The sequence below is a fragment of the Vibrio splendidus genome (genome assembly GCF_003345295.1).
Taxonomy (GTDB): domain Bacteria; phylum Pseudomonadota; class Gammaproteobacteria; order Enterobacterales; family Vibrionaceae; genus Vibrio; species Vibrio splendidus_K.
This window is the reverse complement of the sequence record NZ_CP031055.1, coordinates 2254690-2271538: the sequence shown is the minus strand read 5'-3', so window position 1 is coordinate 2271538 and position 16849 is coordinate 2254690. Positions and strand designations below refer to the sequence as shown.

At 43.6% G+C, this 16849-nt stretch carries 14 protein-coding genes; 9 read left to right on the top strand and 5 right to left on the bottom strand.

From position 1 onward, the window contains the following. Window positions 1-15: 15 nt before the first annotated feature. Window positions 16-1182 (top strand): ADP-forming succinate--CoA ligase subunit beta, encoded by a 1167-nt coding sequence (gene sucC, locus DUN60_RS09910; protein ID WP_004734210.1) that lies wholly within the window; start codon window positions 16-18, stop codon window positions 1180-1182. Next, window positions 1182-2054 (top strand): succinate--CoA ligase subunit alpha, encoded by an 873-nt coding sequence (sucD, locus tag DUN60_RS09905; RefSeq protein WP_004734209.1) that lies wholly within the window; start codon window positions 1182-1184, stop codon window positions 2052-2054. Before sucC ends, sucD begins: the two co-directional genes overlap by 1 nt. A 175-nt stretch (window positions 2055-2229) precedes the next feature. Here the strand turns inward: sucD and znuB are convergent, their stop codons facing one another. Continuing rightward, the gene (gene znuB / locus DUN60_RS09900) at window positions 2230-3015 is read right to left on the bottom strand and encodes a zinc ABC transporter permease subunit ZnuB (protein WP_004734208.1); all 786 of its coding nucleotides are present in this window, start codon (window positions 3013-3015) and stop codon (window positions 2230-2232) included. After that, window positions 3015-3794, bottom strand: coding sequence for a zinc ABC transporter ATP-binding protein ZnuC (znuC, locus tag DUN60_RS09895; RefSeq protein ID WP_004734207.1), 780 nt, complete (start codon window positions 3792-3794; stop codon window positions 3015-3017). Before znuC ends, znuB begins: the two co-directional genes overlap by 1 nt. Window positions 3795-3877: 83 nt before the next feature. Here znuC and znuA point away from each other — a divergent pair, with 83 nt between their 5' ends. From znuA to DUN60_RS09870, 5 genes are all read left to right on the top strand, one after another. Beyond that, window positions 3878-4762 (top strand): zinc ABC transporter substrate-binding protein ZnuA, encoded by an 885-nt coding sequence (gene znuA, locus DUN60_RS09890; RefSeq protein WP_065204987.1) that lies wholly within the window; start codon window positions 3878-3880, stop codon window positions 4760-4762. Between the two features lie 269 nt (window positions 4763-5031). Continuing rightward, a complete protein-coding gene (locus DUN60_RS09885; RefSeq protein WP_244212197.1) occupies window positions 5032-8391 on the top strand; it encodes a helix-turn-helix domain-containing protein in 3360 nt (1119 codons plus the stop codon). A 632-nt stretch (window positions 8392-9023) separates the two neighbouring features. Beyond that, window positions 9024-9245 (top strand): FeoA family protein, encoded by a 222-nt coding sequence (locus tag DUN60_RS24670; protein ID WP_004734203.1) that lies wholly within the window; start codon window positions 9024-9026, stop codon window positions 9243-9245. Beyond that, the gene (gene feoB, locus DUN60_RS09875; RefSeq protein ID WP_004734202.1) at window positions 9246-11519 is read left to right on the top strand and encodes a Fe(2+) transporter permease subunit FeoB; all 2274 of its coding nucleotides are present in this window, start codon (window positions 9246-9248) and stop codon (window positions 11517-11519) included. Continuing rightward, entirely contained in the window at window positions 11516-11746 is a 231-nt protein-coding gene (locus DUN60_RS09870; RefSeq protein ID WP_086049824.1) for a FeoC-like transcriptional regulator, read from the top strand. Before feoB ends, DUN60_RS09870 begins: the two co-directional genes overlap by 4 nt. A gap of 137 nt (window positions 11747-11883) precedes the next feature. Here DUN60_RS09870 and DUN60_RS09865 read toward each other — a convergent pair whose 3' ends face one another. Both DUN60_RS09865 and argS read right to left on the bottom strand, forming a co-directional pair. Continuing rightward, window positions 11884-12312: an HIT family protein gene (locus DUN60_RS09865; protein ID WP_017088030.1), complete on the bottom strand. Its 429-nt coding sequence runs from the start codon at window positions 12310-12312 to the stop codon at window positions 11884-11886. A gap of 269 nt (window positions 12313-12581) precedes the next feature. After that, window positions 12582-14315 (bottom strand): arginine--tRNA ligase, encoded by a 1734-nt coding sequence (gene argS / locus DUN60_RS09860; RefSeq protein WP_017088029.1) that lies wholly within the window; start codon window positions 14313-14315, stop codon window positions 12582-12584. A gap of 350 nt (window positions 14316-14665) precedes the next feature. On the opposite strand from argS, the gene DUN60_RS09855 reads away from it, so the two are divergent. Further along, window positions 14666-15262 (top strand): VOC family protein, encoded by a 597-nt coding sequence (locus DUN60_RS09855; protein WP_065204984.1) that lies wholly within the window; start codon window positions 14666-14668, stop codon window positions 15260-15262. Between the two features lie 130 nt (window positions 15263-15392). Here the strand turns inward: DUN60_RS09855 and purU are convergent, their stop codons facing one another. Then, window positions 15393-16226 carry a formyltetrahydrofolate deformylase gene (gene purU / locus DUN60_RS09850; protein ID WP_054547433.1) on the bottom strand — a complete coding sequence of 278 codons (834 nt, stop codon included), beginning with the start codon at window positions 16224-16226 and terminating at the stop codon, window positions 15393-15395. A gap of 282 nt (window positions 16227-16508) precedes the next feature. Here purU and DUN60_RS09845 point away from each other — a divergent pair, with 282 nt between their 5' ends. Continuing rightward, complete coding sequence (locus DUN60_RS09845; protein WP_054547191.1) at window positions 16509-16709, top strand: hypothetical protein; 201 nt, start codon at window positions 16509-16511, stop codon at window positions 16707-16709. Window positions 16710-16849: the final 140 nt, after the last annotated feature.

Genomic DNA, 16849 nt, shown 5'->3' with positions numbered 1-16849 from the left:
AAACGGAATATCAAAATGAATTTGCATGAATACCAAGCCAAACAGCTGTTTGCAGAATTCGGTTTGCCTGTACCTGAAGGTTTCGCGTGTGACACAGCACAAGAAGCTTTCGAAGCTGCAGGCCGTATTAGTACAGCCAAGAAAGTTGTTAAGTGTCAAGTACACGCTGGTGGTCGCGGTAAAGCGGGCGGCGTAGAGCTACATGACACTAAAGAAGGCGTTAAAGAGTTTGCACAAAAGTGGCTAGGTAAAAACCTAGTGACTTACCAAACAGACGCTAATGGTCAGCCTGTAACAAAGATCCTAGTTGAAGAAGCATCGAACATTGCTAACGAGCTTTACCTAGGTGCTGTTGTTGACCGTGCAACGCGCAAAATTGTATTCATGGCGTCAACTGAAGGCGGTGTGGACATTGAGAAAATCGCTGAAGAAACTCCAGAGTTGATTCACCAATCTGCGATCGATCCTCTAGTTGGCCCTCAAGCTTACCAAGGCCGTGAATTGGCATTCAAACTTGGCCTAGCTGGCGATCAAATTAAACAGTTCGTTAAGATCTTCATGGGTCTTGGTGAAATGTTCGCTCAGTACGACCTAGCTCTACTAGAAATTAACCCGCTTGTTATTACAAATGAAGGTAACCTTCTTTGTCTAGACGGCAAGATCAACATTGACTCAAACGCAATGTACCGTCAGCCAAAGCTTCGTGAAATGCACGATCCTTCACAAGAAGACGAGCGCGAAGCGCACGCAGCTCAGTGGGAACTGAACTACGTAGCACTTGATGGCAACGTTGGCTGTATGGTTAACGGTGCAGGCCTTGCTATGGGTACGATGGATATCGTAAACCTACACGGCGGCAAGCCAGCAAACTTCCTTGATGTAGGCGGCGGCGCAACAAAAGAGCGTGTAGCTGAAGCATTCAAGATCATCCTTTCTGATGACAATGTTAAAGCAGTACTAGTAAACATCTTCGGTGGCATCGTTCGTTGTGACATGATCGCTGAAGGTATTATTGGTGCAGTTAAAGAAGTTGGCGTAACAGTTCCTGTCGTTGTTCGTCTAGAAGGTACAAACGCAGACCTAGGTCGTGAAGTACTTGCTAATTCTGATGTTGATATCATTGCTGCTGTATCTCTAACAGATGCTGCTCAGAAAGTTGTTGCTGCTGCGGAGGCTAAATAATGTCTGTATTAATTAACAAAGACACTAAAGTAATCTGTCAGGGTTTCACTGGCGGTCAAGGTACATTCCACTCAGACCAAGCTATCGCATACGGTACGCAAATGGTTGGTGGTGTTTCACCTGGTAAAGGTGGTCAAACTCACCTAGGCCTTCCAGTATTCAACACAGTACGTGAAGCAGTAGAAGTAACTGGCGCAACAGCAACAGTTATCTACGTACCAGCACCTTTCTGTAAAGATGCAATCCTAGAAGCAATTGATGCAGGTATCGAACTGATCGTAACGATCACTGAAGGTATCCCTACTACAGATATGATCGACGTTAAAGTGAAGCTAGAAGAAACTGGCGTTCGCATGATCGGTCCTAACTGTCCAGGTCTTATCACTCCAGACGAGTGTAAGATTGGTATCATGCCTGGTCATATCCATAAGAAGGGTAAAGTAGGTATCGTATCTCGTTCAGGTACTCTGACGTACGAAGCAGTTAAGCAAACAACAGATGAAGGCTTTGGTCAGTCTACATGTGTTGGTATCGGTGGTGACCCTATCCCAGGTTCAAACTTCATTGATATCCTAAAACTTTTCCAAGAAGACCCAGAGACTGAAGCAATCGTAATGATTGGTGAGATCGGTGGTACTGCGGAAGAAGAAGCTGCTGAGTTCATCAAAGCAAACGTAACTAAGCCAGTTGTATCTTACATCGCTGGTGTTACTGCTCCTCCGGGTAAACGTATGGGCCACGCTGGCGCAATCATCTCTGGCGGTAAAGGTACTGCTGAAGATAAATTCGCAGCACTAGAAGCAGCAGGCGTTAAGACTGTTAAGTCTCTTGCTGACATCGGTAAAGGCCTACGTGAAATCACGGGTTGGTAATCAGCTGGCTTTTATCTAACGAGATAGAAACTAACTGAATGATATAAGAAAGGCTTGGTCATTGACCAAGCCTTTTTCTTTTGTGACCGATTTTTTTGTAAACGGTTCTTTTATAAACGACTGCCGCGTCAACTGTTGTGTTGTTAAAAGCCAGAATGAATCCCGACTTTTCACTTTAGGCGCGGGTTCTGTACATTTGAGATAGCATAAACATTGCCGCAGCACTGATAACAACAGAAGGGCCGGCTGGCGTGTCATAGAACCAAGACAAGCTCAACCCTCCGAACACAGCGATAGAACCAATTACAGAGGCGAGGAATGCCATTTGTTCGGGTGTATTGGCGAATTTCCTTGCCGTTGCTGCTGGGATTATCAGCAATGACGTCATGATCAATGCACCAACAAATTTCATACCGACCGCAATCACGATACCAACCAGCAACATCAGGATTAGGCGCATTAAGTCAATGTTGATGCCATCTACTGCTGCAAGATCTTCATTTACTGTCGTTGAAAGCAGTGGTCGCCAAAATATCGCAAGCACTAAACCAATCACTGCAGCACCCGCGTAGATGAACACCAAATCTGTTGGAGACACCGCAAGCAAGTCACCAAATAGGTAACTCATTAGATCGACACGAACATTGTCTAAGAAGCTGACAGCAACAAGGCCTAAAGAGAGTGCACTGTGCGCCAATATACCGAGTAGGGTATCGGTCGCGACTAGCTTTTGTTTTTGTAAAGTCACTAGCAACACGGCCAGCATCAAACAACAAATCAGCAGCGCGAAATACAAGTTAATGTTGAACAGAAAGCCAAGAGCTAAGCCCATCAAAGAAGCGTGAGCAAGCGTGTCACCAAAGTAAGCCATCTTGCGCCATACTACGAACGACCCTAATGGGCCTGCAATTAGCGCAATACCCAAACCCGCCAAAATAGAGGGAAGAAGAAACTCAAGCATTAGTGATGTCCGTGTTTATGGTTTGAACATTCATGCACGTCGCCTTCAACAGGCTGGCCTGCAAGATCATGATGGTGATGTTCGTGTTGGTGATGATAAAACGCTAGTGTTTCTTGGGTCGCGGTGCCAAAGAGCGCAATATACGAAGGGTGGTGTTTGATGTCTGCAGGTGCGCCTGAGCAACAGATATGGTGGTGCAAGCAGATAACATCGTCTGTTTTGGCCATCACTAAATGCAGGTCATGTGAAACCATAAATACGGCACAACCAAAACGGTGACGAATGGTGTCAATTAGGTCATACAAGTCAATTTGCCCTTGTACATCAACGCCTTGAGCAGGTTCATCAAGAACCAGTAGGTCTGGTCTTCTTAGCAATGAACGAGCAATCAGCACACGTTGGTTTTCACCGCCAGATAGCTGGTGCATGTTACTCTTTTGCAGATGTTCAGCACCAACTAGCTTCAATGCTTCAAGGATCTCTTGCTGACTGAACTTGCCAGTGAGCTTTAGAAAACGTTCTACATTAAGCGGTAGTGAATCATTAAGCTTTAATTTTTGTGGTACATAGCCAATTTTCAGTTTTTTAGCTTTTGTTATTGTGCCTGAAAATTTGGTTTGTAAACCCAGTACCACTTTTACTAATGTCGACTTTCCTGCACCGTTTGGCCCAATGAGGGTGGTGATTCTGCCGCGCTCTATATTTAGAGAGATGTTGTCTAGAACTTTTCGACCGTCAAACTCGACGCTCACAGAATCTAGTTGGATTAAGTTATCCATGAATAGAACTCATTTGCAATTCGCTAATGTTATAATGTAACATTTACCTCAAGCCTAAGCTACTTTTCTATTATCGAGGGATTATGTCACGTTCATCTTTTATACTTGCTACTTTGCTTTTAGCGCCAAGTGTCGCAAGTGCCAATACTATTCTAACAAGCTTTAAACCGATTCAAATGATTGTGACAGAATTAACGCAAGGCGTTAGTGAGCCGGATGTGTTGATGAACAGCAATGCTTCGCCGCATGATTATGCGCTTAAGCCATCGGATGTCAAAAAAGTTCATAGTGCCGATATGGTTATCTGGTTCGGCCCTGACCTAGAAGCCTTTTTGACTAAGGTGATTGGTTCAAAAGAAAATGTTATCAAGATCAGTGAGATTCCTGGAATCAACTTGAGAGAGTTTGGGCATGAAGACCACGATGCTCATGAAGGACATCATCATGGTAGCCATGACCCGCATTTTTGGTTGGGCATCGACCAAGTTGAAGTCGCGGCAAAATATATCTCAGCTAAGTTGATTGAAGCTGACCCTGATAACGCAATGGCGTATCAAGAGAACCTAGACTCATTCTTGATTGCTTTGAAAGAGAAGAAGCAGTCAATTAATGAACAACTTGCGCCAGTGAAAGACAAAGGTTACTACGTATTCCATGATGCGTACGGCTACTTCGAACAGGAGTTTGAGTTAAATAACTTAGGTCACTTTACCGTGAGCCCAGAGCGCAAGCCGGGTGCAAAAAGCTTGATAGCTATCAAGAAAACCTTGGTGCGTGAAAATGTTCAATGTGTATTTGCAGAGCCTCAATTTACACCGGCTGTGATCGAATCGGTGACTCGTGGAAGCAATGCTAAGCAAGGGCAACTTGATCCTGTTGGTTCACAGGTTGAAGTGAAGAGTGGAAGTTATTTCGATTTTCTTCAGCAACTTACAGACAGCTACACCAGCTGCTTGAGTGCTAAGTAATCAATAACCAATATTCCTAACGACACTTTGCTCTCGTTAATTTATGAATCATGCCGCTTTTTGCGGCATTTTCGTGACCGCTAAGATAAAACCTCTCAACAAATAGCAAACCTCCTTTCTCCTTTGTTAATTTCCGCTAAAATAGAAAGATAATAATAATCACAAAAAAACTGGATTTTTGGTTAAGCAGCGAATAAGACGTTGTGGACACCATAATTTCATGTGTTATTGCTGTTCAGGATGAAAAGTTGTATCGAATTATCTTCAGAATGTTCATGTTAATGAGCATTTCATTTAGCGTTCTCGCGGTAAATACATCACCCTCCGTTTTCTACCCTTTGCCCGTTCAAGCGCAAGGGAATTTTCTTGCGGCTAAAAACTTGTACTTAGGTGCCGGTGGCGGGCTATGGGTTCATGATGTCCATGGAAAAGTACTCTTTTATGATGGCCGAACCCTATTCCCTAGAAAGGGTAGCCTTCTGCAATTTTCTTCAGAAAGAGTCGCGTTTCTTAACGATGAGTTTTGGACATTTTTTGATAATGAGGTGTACCGACATAATCCGGGGATTGGCAATGAACTTGCGTTTAGTTTAAGCCCGGGTGCTGAGATCACGAATATAGGCTCATCAGGTGATTATATTTGGGTCACAGATGGCAGTAATTTTTATACATACAACACTCAATCTTTAGAATTTACCACCTACTCACTACTCAAACTGTATCGATACAACAATAGCAGTGATATTGCGATTAACGATGCGGAGTGGGTGTTGTCAAAATGGGTACTCGCGACCAGTTCTGGTGCTTACCTTTCCGAGGCGCAAGAGTTTACTCACATCACTGCATCAGATAAGCACCATATTGAGACGGTTTATTTTTCTAATGCTAGACGAGAGTTAGTGATCGGCACTTTAAATGGGGCGGTGATTGTTGATCTCGCGAATCCAGATAAAGAGAACAAAATAAAAGGGTCGCACGTTCTCTCGCTTGCTGAAACTTCAGACCAATATTGGATTGGCACAGAGCATGGACTCATTAGTTACAACTTCATTACGGGTCAAATTACACGATTCGAACAAGCCGCTAACCAAGATTTCTCGTTACCGGGAGAGAAAATATATTCGTTAATCAACGACCATGCTGGTGGGATGTGGGTTGCGACAAATAACGGCATCCGATATTTCTCACTGTTCAGTAAGACATTCTCAAGAACGCCATTAACGGGTATGGGGATGCACTCAAGTAGTGTCGTGATAAACAAAGTACAGCCGGTTAGTGAACAATTATCTTGGGTTGCTTCCTCATTGGGCCTCTATTTGGTCGATGCTCAAAGCAAAGAGAATCCAATTCGTGTTTATTCCAACTCGGTACAGGACTTTGAGATCTTTGGTTCTTCCATTTGGTTGGCTACTGAAGAAGGTATTATTAGTTTTAATACCAATACGTTAGAGCCTGAAGAACTCGGTTTACCAAGGTCTATCAAGGGGGTACACGTTGAGAACTTTGCGCTTCAAGCTGATAACGTACTTTGGATAACATCGGGGCAAAACCTCTATTCGTTATCTATCGAAACCATGAAGCTGACGGGGTACGGTACTGACTGGTTAGTTGATAAGTTTTTGCCAGCAAAAATCACGGCTCTCAATATAGGGTTACAAGGTCGTATATATATAGGCACTGACCACGGCTTCTACTCTTTTATTGATAAACGGATTAGCTTTAGTCGCTCAAGCGAACGATTTGGCAAAGTGGTCGATATTGAAAAAGCGAAGGATGGGGCTCAATGGTTTGCGAGCAGTTATGGCGTGTATCGAATCCCTTATGACAGCTCTATTATTCAAGAGGTCATGCTTGTTGAAGACAATATTAGCCCAAATTGCTTAATAAGCGATGACAATGGTGTGTGGTTAGGTTCTTCGAAAGGTATCAGCTATTACGGACTGGATGGGCAACTGCATAAACATATCGGTTCACCATTTGGCTTGATCACCAATGAACTGGCAGCAGGGGCATGCGACTTGTTTGACAGCGAAGGCAGCCAATCTACGAGGCTTACTTTTGGATCAAAGTATGGCGTAGTCAGTGCGTTATCTGATGAGTTATTGGTATCAACAACACCCCATAGTCGAGCATTACTGAGTAAGATCAGTGTTGATCAGCAAACCGTATCACTAGGTGGTAAGACAGCTGATTTGGATGAGATCCCTTATGGTTCATCTATGAGTTTTAAGTTGGGTATTCTACCTGCGACGTTTGCCCCTGCGATGGAGTATCGCCTGAGCGACGATGAACCTTGGAGTGAATTTGAAGGAGGCTTGTTAACGCTCGACCATCTTCTTCCGGGGGACTATACACTGGAAGTTAAACCCGTTAAGGACTCGCATTATCGCTTTGTGTCAACGAATCAAAGCTTCTCAATCGCTGAGCCTTGGTATCTTACTAATTGGGCTGCCGCAAGCTCTCTGGTGCTGTTGATTGGTATTGTGACTATCTTGGTCTTTTGGCGTTCGCGTTATGTCACTTTTGCCAATAGACACCTAAAAGCGCAAGTTGCATTAAAAACCGATCAACTGAGGCACCAAAGCCGCATTCTGTTGACGACCAATCAACAGCTTAAAAAGCAGCTATCAGTTAAGAGTGCGCTTGTATCGCACACAGCAAATGAACTCTCATCTGAAGTTAATCATATTGCAGCGATGCTCCCGAATTGGAATGAGAAAGGCAAGTCGCCAATCTTAACGCTGAAAAATGGCTTGGCTCAATTGAGCAATACACCTCAAGGAGAAGGGAAGGTCAGTTACGATATAATTTTGATCTTAGAAGCGGTACTCAAAGCTTGGCAAGATGATTTAGCCAAAGCGGGTATTGAACTGGATATCAGAGTTGATACCAAACAACGATACGTATCCTTACTGTATTTTAATCTCGATATTATTTTCAACAACTTGGTTGCGAGCATCATCAAGAGAAACTTTAAGTCACAAAGCATGGTGGTTCTGGTTGAAGAAGTGAAGGAGCATCTTGTCGTTACGATTCGAGATCATGGGATGCCTTTTCCTAAATTGGCATCAAGCATGAGTGACAACACCGGAAAATCGACTGATCTAAATATCGAAAAATTACCTCTATTGATGAATCAGAGTGGTGGTGAACTGAACGCGTTTGTTTCTGACTATCAAAATAAGGTTCAGCTTTCGTGGCCGATTGAATATCAAGTGCTGGATAATCTGGAAGCCAGCACAATTGAGCAGATAGAAACCATTAAACTTGCCGCTTCAACGCCAGAGCAACAAAGGTTGAGTGCTGAACAAGAGTGGAAAAACAGAGTGTCGCAGCTTGTGAGCGAAAACTACGCCGATGCAGAGTTCAGTACTGCAACTGCTGCTAAGTACTTGTTCATGTCAGAGAGAAGCTTACAGAGACGCTTTAAATCGGCTTATAACAAGACCTTTAAAGAGCACTTGAATGAAGTGCGTTTAGAGCATGCGTGCGAGCGGTTACTTGCGGGAGAGAAGATCTCAGACGTCGCGTTTGATTCTGGTTTTAATGACCCTTCCTATTTCAGTCAGAGGTTTAAGCACCATTTTGGTATGTCGCCATCTAAGTTTGCTGAAAACAGCGAAGAGTAGTGAGCTGCGGATTTACTCTACTTCCACATAGATAAAGATACTCTAAGCCTCGACATTCGTGTTGGGGCTTTTTTATGCTTCTACGAGATACGAGATACGAGATACGAGATACGAGATACGAGATACGAGATACGAGATACGAGATTGATATGACAGCTTTGAGAGTTTGAAAATATTTGGGGATGAACAAAAGGAAGAAAAAAAATATCGTGGTATAGCCGGGGGGACTATACCACGGGTGCCAAGGACACCTTCGCTTGCTGCCGGAGTGATATGGCAAGCCACATCACCTCTGGAATAAAATTAAAGAGAAGTAGTTTCTCTTCGTTGGAGTAACTATACGTCTGCCCACTTATTTTACTTATAAAATTAACGACAGATGGCCATGAGAAAACCGACATTATTTTAAGTTGTTGATAATTAATGATTTGTGTCGGTTTTTCTTGATTGGTACTAGTGAGGTAGTTCTCGTTGTTTGTTGAAAGTAACGTTTTTGACGTAAACGTTTTTAACGAAATTTACGAGTATGTATTTTCGAAAACATTGATTTCACACAATGGAATTGTGGTCATGTATGTGTATCATGGCGGTAATAACAATCTTTCTCATTATCAGTCACGAATTGGGCATTTATGAAACTCTCACAACTCGAGCAAGGAAAAGCGGCTTCTATTGTTGCACTAACAGGCTTAACACCGGACGTTAGAAAAAAACTTATGGTTATGGGCATGTTGCCAAAAACTGAGGTGACGCTAATCCGTCGTGCGCCGATGGGTGATCCACTTCAAGTGGAGGTGAGAGGTGTTTCTATCGCCATTCGTGAAAGCATTGCAGAACAAATCGAGGTTATCTAAATGGATTATCAAGTTCTTACCGTTGGTAACCCAAATAGTGGTAAAACAACATTATTTAACGCCTTAACTGGTGCTAAGCAGCACGTCGGTAACTGGGTTGGTGTAACCGTAGAAAAGAAGACGGGTTTGTATTCGCACGCTGGTGATCAGTTTCAGCTAACGGATTTACCGGGTATCTACGCACTAGACAGTGGTAATGATGCGAACAGTATCGATGAATCTATCGCGTCTCGTGCTGTGCTAACTCACCCTGCAGATGTGATCATCAATGTTGTAGATGCAAGCTGCTTAGAACGAAGCTTATACATGACATTACAATTACGAGAGTTGGGTCGCCCAATGATCGTTGTATTGAACAAGATGGATGTATTAAAGCGTGAGCGTCAGGTGATTAACCTTAAAGCGCTAGAGAAAGAGCTTGGCTGTCCAGTTTTAAGCTTGTCTGCAAACGACAAAGGGCAAGTTGCACGTTTTAAAGAGCGTCTGCATAAACTGCTTGTTCAAGGTGTAAGTCTTGATCCTATCTCTATTGATTACGATGCCGCGTTAGAAGCTCTTATCCCTTCTGTTGAGTCACAATTTGATGATGCTGACGTATCTCACCGAGCTCTGGCTATTCGTGCTTTAGAAAATGATTACTTAGTATTGAACGGATTGGCTCCTCAAACTCGTACTCAAATCGACAGTGTGCGCCTAGGCGCCGATTTCGATATTGACCTTGCTGTTGCTGACGCTAAATACACTTTCTTACATGACCTTTGTAAACGTGTTCGTCGCAGTGAAGGGAAACTAAGCCGTAACTTTACTGAGAAAGCAGACCAATTCATTTTGAATAAATGGGTCGGTATTCCTTTCTTCTTCGTCATCATGTACCTAATGTTCATGTTCTCTATCAATATCGGTAGTGCGTTTATCGACTTCTTTGATATTGGTGTTGGCGCAATATTAGTTGATGGTGGGCACCACTTATTAGATGGCCATTTACCGGTTTGGTTAGTCACCATTCTTGCCGATGGCATCGGCGGTGGTATTCAAACGGTTGCGACCTTTATTCCGGTTATTGCCGCGCTTTACTTGTTCTTAGCGGTATTAGAAAGCTCGGGTTACATGGCTCGTGCAGCATTTGTACTTGATAAAGTGATGCAAAAGATTGGTTTACCGGGCAAAGCGTTTGTTCCGTTAGTACTTGGTTTTGGTTGTAACGTACCTTCAATCATGGCAACTCGTACTCTTGACCAAGAGCGTGAACGTAAACTGGCAGCATCAATGGCTCCGTTTATGTCATGTGGTGCTCGTTTGCCAGTATACGCACTATTCGCAGCTGCGTTTTTCCCTGGTGCGGGACAAAATGTAGTATTCGCTCTGTACATCATGGGTATTGTTGCTTCTGTATTTACGGGCTTATTCCTTAAAAATACTATCTATCCTGGTAGCAGTGATAGCTTGGTTATGGAGATGCCGGATTACGAGTTGCCGACCGTGCAAAACGTGATGCTGAAAACTTGGCAGAAGCTGAAACGTTTCGTGCTTGGCGCAGGTAAAACCATCGTAATGGTTGTGGCTATTCTTAGCTTCCTGAACTCATTAGGTATGGACGGCAGTTTTGGTAACGAAGACAGCGAAAGCTCAGTGCTATCTAAAGCGGCTCAAGTTGTGACTCCAGTGTTCCAACCTATTGGTATTACTGAAGAGAACTGGCCTGCAACGGTTGGTATTATTACGGGTATTTTTGCGAAAGAAGCCGTTGTTGGTACATTAAACAGCTTGTACACGACGCCATCAGACGAAGAAGCGGCTGAATTCGATTTAGCAGCAAGCTTGCAAGAAGCCGTCATGACCATCCCTGAAAACCTAGCTGGTTTGAGCTATTCAGATCCATTAGGCATTGAAGTGGGCGACTTGTCTGACTCAAGCTCTGTGGCTGCGGATCAAGAGGTTGATACTTCGATCTTTGGTAATTTGAAAGACAAGTTTGTATCAGGCCACGCTGCGTTTGCTTACTTGATTCTTATCCTGCTTTACACACCTTGTGTTGCTGCGATGGGCGCTTATGTTCGTGAGTTTGGTCAGACGTTTGCCCGCTTCATTGCGGTATGGACAATGGCTCTTGGTTACTTCGGTGCAACCTTCTACTACCAAGCAGCAAACTTCGCGGTACACCCAGTGAGTAGTGCTGTGTGGATGGTGGCAATTGCTGGTGGCTTTGTGGTGACGTATCGCGTCTTCAAGAAAATCGGCAGTAAGCAAAAAGCGTTAGAGGTGCAAGTAGTATGATTTTAACTGAACTTCATCAATACATTGATAACGAAGGTGTCGCTGCTCGTAGTGAACTGGCGTCTAAGTTTGGAATGAGTGAAGACGGTGTCGATGCGATGCTGAGTGTGTGGGTCAAGAAAGGTAAGATATCTCGCTTGGTTGACACCAACAAGCATGGACATACAACACGTATTCGTTACACCATCAGCAAACAAGATGGTTTGTCACTGAATGTGATGATGTAGTTCAGAGCTCAATACTCTCGTTGAAAACGGCGAGATTAGACAATAAAAAAGCCGCTCACCTATTTTAGATGAGCGGCTTTTTGTCATGTGTCTATTCTGAACAGCCTTGCTTTAAAGCGTAATGAGATGAACTCGAATTACGCTTTCTTGAAGATAGAGCTCAGCGATAAAACGTTTTGAATGCGAGTATGGATTGCGGCTTGTTGTTCTTCACTGCGCTGCTCGCCTTTGGTATTGCCCCATACTGGACCTGGCCACGCGATATCGTCTTTGAAACGTGCAATATGGTGAATGTGCAGTTGTGGCACCATGTTACCCAGCGCGCCTAGGTTTAACTTGTCTGGTTGGAACGTAGCTTCTAATGCTTGGCTTACCGCTTGAGACTCAAGCAAGAACTGCTGTTGTTCTTTCATTGGCAGATGGTGCAACTCTTTTAGGTTGGCACGTTTTGGTACCAAGATAACCCAAGGCACAGCACTGTCTTTGCTTAGCAGTGCCAAGCTTAGTGGAAATTCGCCGATAAGCGTGGTGTCTTTTGCTAACTGTGGGTGAAGTTCAAAGCTCATTATTATTGTCCATTTCGATTTCTTGAGGTCATACCGATCACAGTAAGTAAATGATCAGAAATAGCGCAGGAAAAAGGTTTGAGAACAAGGCAGATTTTTTTGATAAGTAGTTATTCTACAATCAAAAATTCTAACGCAGTTATCGAGCGTTTTAACCAGCTAGGATGATTAGTTATTTACTACGATTGGTATCAGTATACGTTAGATAAAACAAAAGGTTGATGCTCTCACATCAACCTTTGTATTTATTCATTGTAACCCGAAGGGAATTACATGCGTTCTAGAGTTTCGATACCTAGAAGAGACAGACCTTGCTTGATAGTCTTAGCTGTCAGTGCAGCAAGCTTCAGGCGGCTCTGTTTAACTGTTTCATCTTCAGCCACAAGGATAGGGCACGCTTCGTAGAAGCTAGAGAATTGACCAGCAAGTTCGAACAGGTAGCTACACATGATGTGCGGTTGACCTTCACGAGCAACAGACTGTACCGCTTCTTCAAATTGTAGAAGTTTCGCGATAAGTGCTTTCTCTTTCTCTTCAGTGATTTTGATTTCACCTTCAAGAGAGTCCATAGAAATGCCTGCTTTAGCAAAGATTGAAGCTACACGAGTGTACGCGTATTGCATGTACGGTGCCGTGTTACCTTCAAATGCAAGCATGTTTTCCCAGTCGAACACGTAATCAGTGGTACGGTGCTTAGAAAGGTCTGCGTATTTAACTGCCGCCATTGCAACTGTGTTTGCGATGGTTTTCTTCTCGTCTTCTGCTAGCTCAGGGTTTTTAGATTCAATCAGTTGAGTTGCACGCACTTCTGCTTCGTCCAGAAGATCAGCAAGACGCACTGTACCGCCCGCACGAGTTTTAAATGGCTTACCATCTTTACCTAGCATCATGCCAAACGCGTGGTGCTCAAGAGATACAGATTCAGGAACATAACCCGCTTTACGAACGATAGTCCAAGCTTGCATTAGGTGTTGGTGCTGACGAGAGTCAATGAAGTAAAGTACGCGGTCTGCGCCCAGTTCTTCAAAACGGTATTTAGCACAGGCAATATCGGTGGTGGTGTATAGGAAGCCACCGTCACGTTTTTGCACGATAACGCCCATCGGGTCGCCATCTTTGTTTTTGTATTCGTCTAGGAATACAACTTGTGCGCCGTCAGACTCTTTTGCTAGACCTTGTGTTTGTAGGTCAGAAACGATGTTTGAAAGCATATGGTTGTACATACTTTCACCCATTACATCATCACGTGTCAGTGATACGTTCAGGCGATCGTAGTTACGTTGGTTTTGAACCATGGTTACGTCAACCAGCTTTTTCCACATTTCAGCGCAGTATTCGTCGCCGCTTTGCAGTTTCACTACGTAGCCACGTGCTTTCACTGCGAATTCTTCGTCTTCGTCGTAAAGCTTTTTAGATTCACGGTAGAACTGCTCAAGATCTGAAAGTTCCATTGAAACTTCGCCAGTTTCAGCTTGGATGCGCTCAAGGTTTGCGATAAGCATACCGAATTGAGTGCCCCAGTCACCAATGTGGTTAGCACGGATAACTTTGTGGCCTAAGAACTCTAGTGTACGAACAACAGCATCACCGATGATCGTTGAACGTAGGTGGCCAACGTGCATTTCTTTTGCAACGTTTGGTGCTGAGTAGTCAGCAACAATGGTTTGTGCTTCAGCCGCTGTAACACCAAGGCGAGAGTCAGCCAGTGCTGCGTCTGCTTGTTGTGCTAGGAATGCTTCATCTAGGAAGATGTTTAGGAAACCTGGACCTGCGATTTCAACTTTAGAAGCGATACCGTCTAGGTTTAGAACGTCCAATACTTTTTGAGCAAATTCTCGAGGGTTAGTGCCTAGTCGTTTAGCAACGCCCATAACGCCGTTTGCTTGGTAGTCACCAAATTGTGGTTTTGCAGATTGGCGAACAGCCGCAGGAGAGCCTGCAGGTGCGCCAGCGGCTTCTAGAGCCTGAGATACTTTGTCATTAATCAGTGCTTGGATATTCACACGCGTTTCCTTCAATTCAAGGATGAATAAGAGTGGCCGTTATTTCGTGGGTATTAAATTTGGTTAATTATGCTTCGAGTTAACGATTTAATGCCGAAATGAACAACAGACTCTGTTTAAGTTCACAAAAATGGCGTTAATCATACCAATTTTGTGGGGTTTCTTATAGGTCGAATTGATAGAAAATTAACATTTCCTGAGGGGTTTTTGACAATCGACTTTGACCAAGCCAAGTTTGTCTATTTAGGAAAGTAAGACACCGTACTTTTTGAACGTTTTTTTGTAAAAGCAACGCTTGTTGCTGAAAGTAAAACTGATACCATGCAGCCATTATTTGGAGAACAAAGACAATGACGATGAGCCTGAAGCAAGCCGAACTAGAACCACAACAAATGATTGCGCGCCTTGATACGTTTATGGCGAAAATTGAGAACCTAGAAAATGCATTGGGTTTAGATTTAAGCTTTGCTCAAGCGGATCATATTGCATTAAGAATCAATGAAACTGAGCTTGCGAAATCAGCTCATCTGGCTTGGTCTGAATATGGCTCTACGATTTCAGAAGCGATGATCAATGGCCGTCCAATTGTGGTGTTGGCTTTCGATGAGCCATTGCAAAGCCTTGGTTGGAAGATTGAGTGCTTAGAGTTGCCATATCCAGCAGAAGGTAAAATTTATCCATGCCAAGATTGGGAACATGTCGAGTTTGTGATTCCTTCTCACGCGCAAACGGCTGATGAGTATCTGGCGGATCTTAAAGAGACTTACCCGCAGTTCGCTGCTAAGTTTGAAACTTTGGCAGAGCAAGGCATTAAGGTAAAACTCTCTAGCCCGAAAGGCGAGGGTGAACGTTTGAATAACCCAACGGTGGCTTTTAAACATCAAGGCATTTGTATTAAGCTGCATCCACACTCTTTGAAGAAGATTGTTGAGTCAGAACAGGTTTAATTTGAGCCGAGAATAGTTGGGAATCTCTAAAAGCTAGTCTAATCACCAGATACAAAAAACGCGCAATGGGTTAACCCTGTTGCGCGTTTTTTATTGGGTTCTAACTGGAAGTATTACTTAAATAAGCGACTTACAGAATCACAGTCTTGTTACCGTAAACAAACACGTGATCATTGATCACTTTGTTTAAAGCCTTACTCAACACGTTCTTCTCTACGTCACGACCGGCTTGAGCCATGTCTTTCGCACTGAAGTTGTGATCCACTGGAATCACGTCTTGCTTGATGATTGGCCCTTCATCGAGATCGTTTGTCACGAAGTGCGCTGTTGCGCCAATGATTTTTACGCCGCGCTCATAAGCTTGTTGGTATGGTTTAGCACCAATGAATGCTGGTAAGAAGCTGTGGTGAATGTTGATGATTTTGTGGTTGTACTTCTCAACAAACCCCGGAGTCAGCACTCGCATGTATTTAGCAAGCACCAGATAGTCCGCCTCGTACTGGTCAATCACTTCAAGCATCTTCTTCTCATGTTCTTCACGGTTTAATCCTTCGTGAGAAACATGATGATAAGGAATATCAAAACGCTCGGTTAAGCTTTGCAGAGTATCGTAGTTGCCAACCACCGCTGCGATTTCGACATCTAAGCTGCCATCAAAGGTTTTCATTAGAATATCGCCAAGGCAGTGAGCTTCTTTAGTCACGAGTATCACGACACGCTTACGAGAAGAGCCCATCAGCTTACGTTTCGCATTCTCTGGCAGCGCTTGGTCTAAATCGGCAAGCAAGGTTTCGTCATTGAAGTAACCCTCTAGCTCGGTACGCATAAAGAAGTGGCCGCTAGTGTTATCAACGAACTCATTGTTGTGAATAATATTGAGTTGGTGCTTGTAACAAATGTTGGTGATCTTTGAGATGAGGCCTGGGGCGTCAGTACAATGTGTTAATAAAGTTTTTCTTTCCATCTGCATCTTACTTCCATGAAATGTTGCACTTATTATATGAAATCGGGATTCTTCAAATTTAATGCAGGCCGTCGAACGGTGAACTGAGCCGCAATATCACCGTTATAATTAATCTATTATCAATTTGGTTTCAACAAAATCTACCGTTCATTTAGGGGATTAATAAATTGAGAAGCTTAATAAATTCAGGTAGAGGTTAGATTTCTGACGGTTTTAACCGATATTCTCGGTCAAGTTTCACTAGAGCGAGCCAACATTTCAGCCATGCATAGGTGATCATTTATGGATAAAGAGTTACTAGCGAAAAAGTTGTATTGTAAGCGTGTAAATTCATTAGTGGGTGATGTTCAGGTGGACGGCAACGTTCTTGATGAAATGTGGGAAAACAAGGCCTCTCCGACTGATGCTGCTAAAGCTATGCAACCAAGTGATTCCGGTTTTTCTGGTGCGCCTTGGTTATCTCGTTATTTGAATCGCAAGTAGTTAAACAACCCTTTCATTTGTTTTGGGCTAGGTTGGTAAGAAGGACTTAGCCTGCCATGTTCTATTCGATAGACACCTCCGGTGCGCAGTCATTTCTGATTCGCGCCGGCTCACTAAACCTGCCATAATTCGCCTTCTAT

Excerpts from the sequence above, each read along its gene's own strand:
- DUN60_RS09885 (WP_244212197.1), top strand. The coding sequence starts at position 5,032 with ATGTTCATGTTAATGAGCATTTCATTTAGCGTTCTCGCGGTAAATACA.
- DUN60_RS09855 (WP_065204984.1), top strand. The coding sequence starts at position 14,666 with ATGACGATGAGCCTGAAGCAAGCCGAACTAGAACCACAACAAATGATT.
- feoB (WP_004734202.1), top strand. The coding sequence starts at position 9,246 with ATGGATTATCAAGTTCTTACCGTTGGTAACCCAAATAGTGGTAAAACA.
- sucC (WP_004734210.1), top strand. The coding sequence starts at position 16 with ATGAATTTGCATGAATACCAAGCCAAACAGCTGTTTGCAGAATTCGGT.
- znuB (WP_004734208.1), bottom strand. The coding sequence starts at position 3,015 with ATGCTTGAGTTTCTTCTTCCCTCTATTTTGGCGGGTTTGGGTATTGCG.
- DUN60_RS09870 (WP_086049824.1), top strand. The coding sequence starts at position 11,516 with ATGATTTTAACTGAACTTCATCAATACATTGATAACGAAGGTGTCGCT.
- purU (WP_054547433.1), bottom strand. The coding sequence starts at position 16,226 with ATGGAAAGAAAAACTTTATTAACACATTGTACTGACGCCCCAGGCCTC.
- DUN60_RS09865 (WP_017088030.1), bottom strand. The coding sequence starts at position 12,312 with ATGAGCTTTGAACTTCACCCACAGTTAGCAAAAGACACCACGCTTATC.
- DUN60_RS09845 (WP_054547191.1), top strand. The coding sequence starts at position 16,509 with ATGGATAAAGAGTTACTAGCGAAAAAGTTGTATTGTAAGCGTGTAAAT.
- znuA (WP_065204987.1), top strand. The coding sequence starts at position 3,878 with ATGTCACGTTCATCTTTTATACTTGCTACTTTGCTTTTAGCGCCAAGT.
- sucD (WP_004734209.1), top strand. The coding sequence starts at position 1,182 with ATGTCTGTATTAATTAACAAAGACACTAAAGTAATCTGTCAGGGTTTC.
- znuC (WP_004734207.1), bottom strand. The coding sequence starts at position 3,794 with ATGGATAACTTAATCCAACTAGATTCTGTGAGCGTCGAGTTTGACGGT.
- DUN60_RS24670 (WP_004734203.1), top strand. The coding sequence starts at position 9,024 with ATGAAACTCTCACAACTCGAGCAAGGAAAAGCGGCTTCTATTGTTGCA.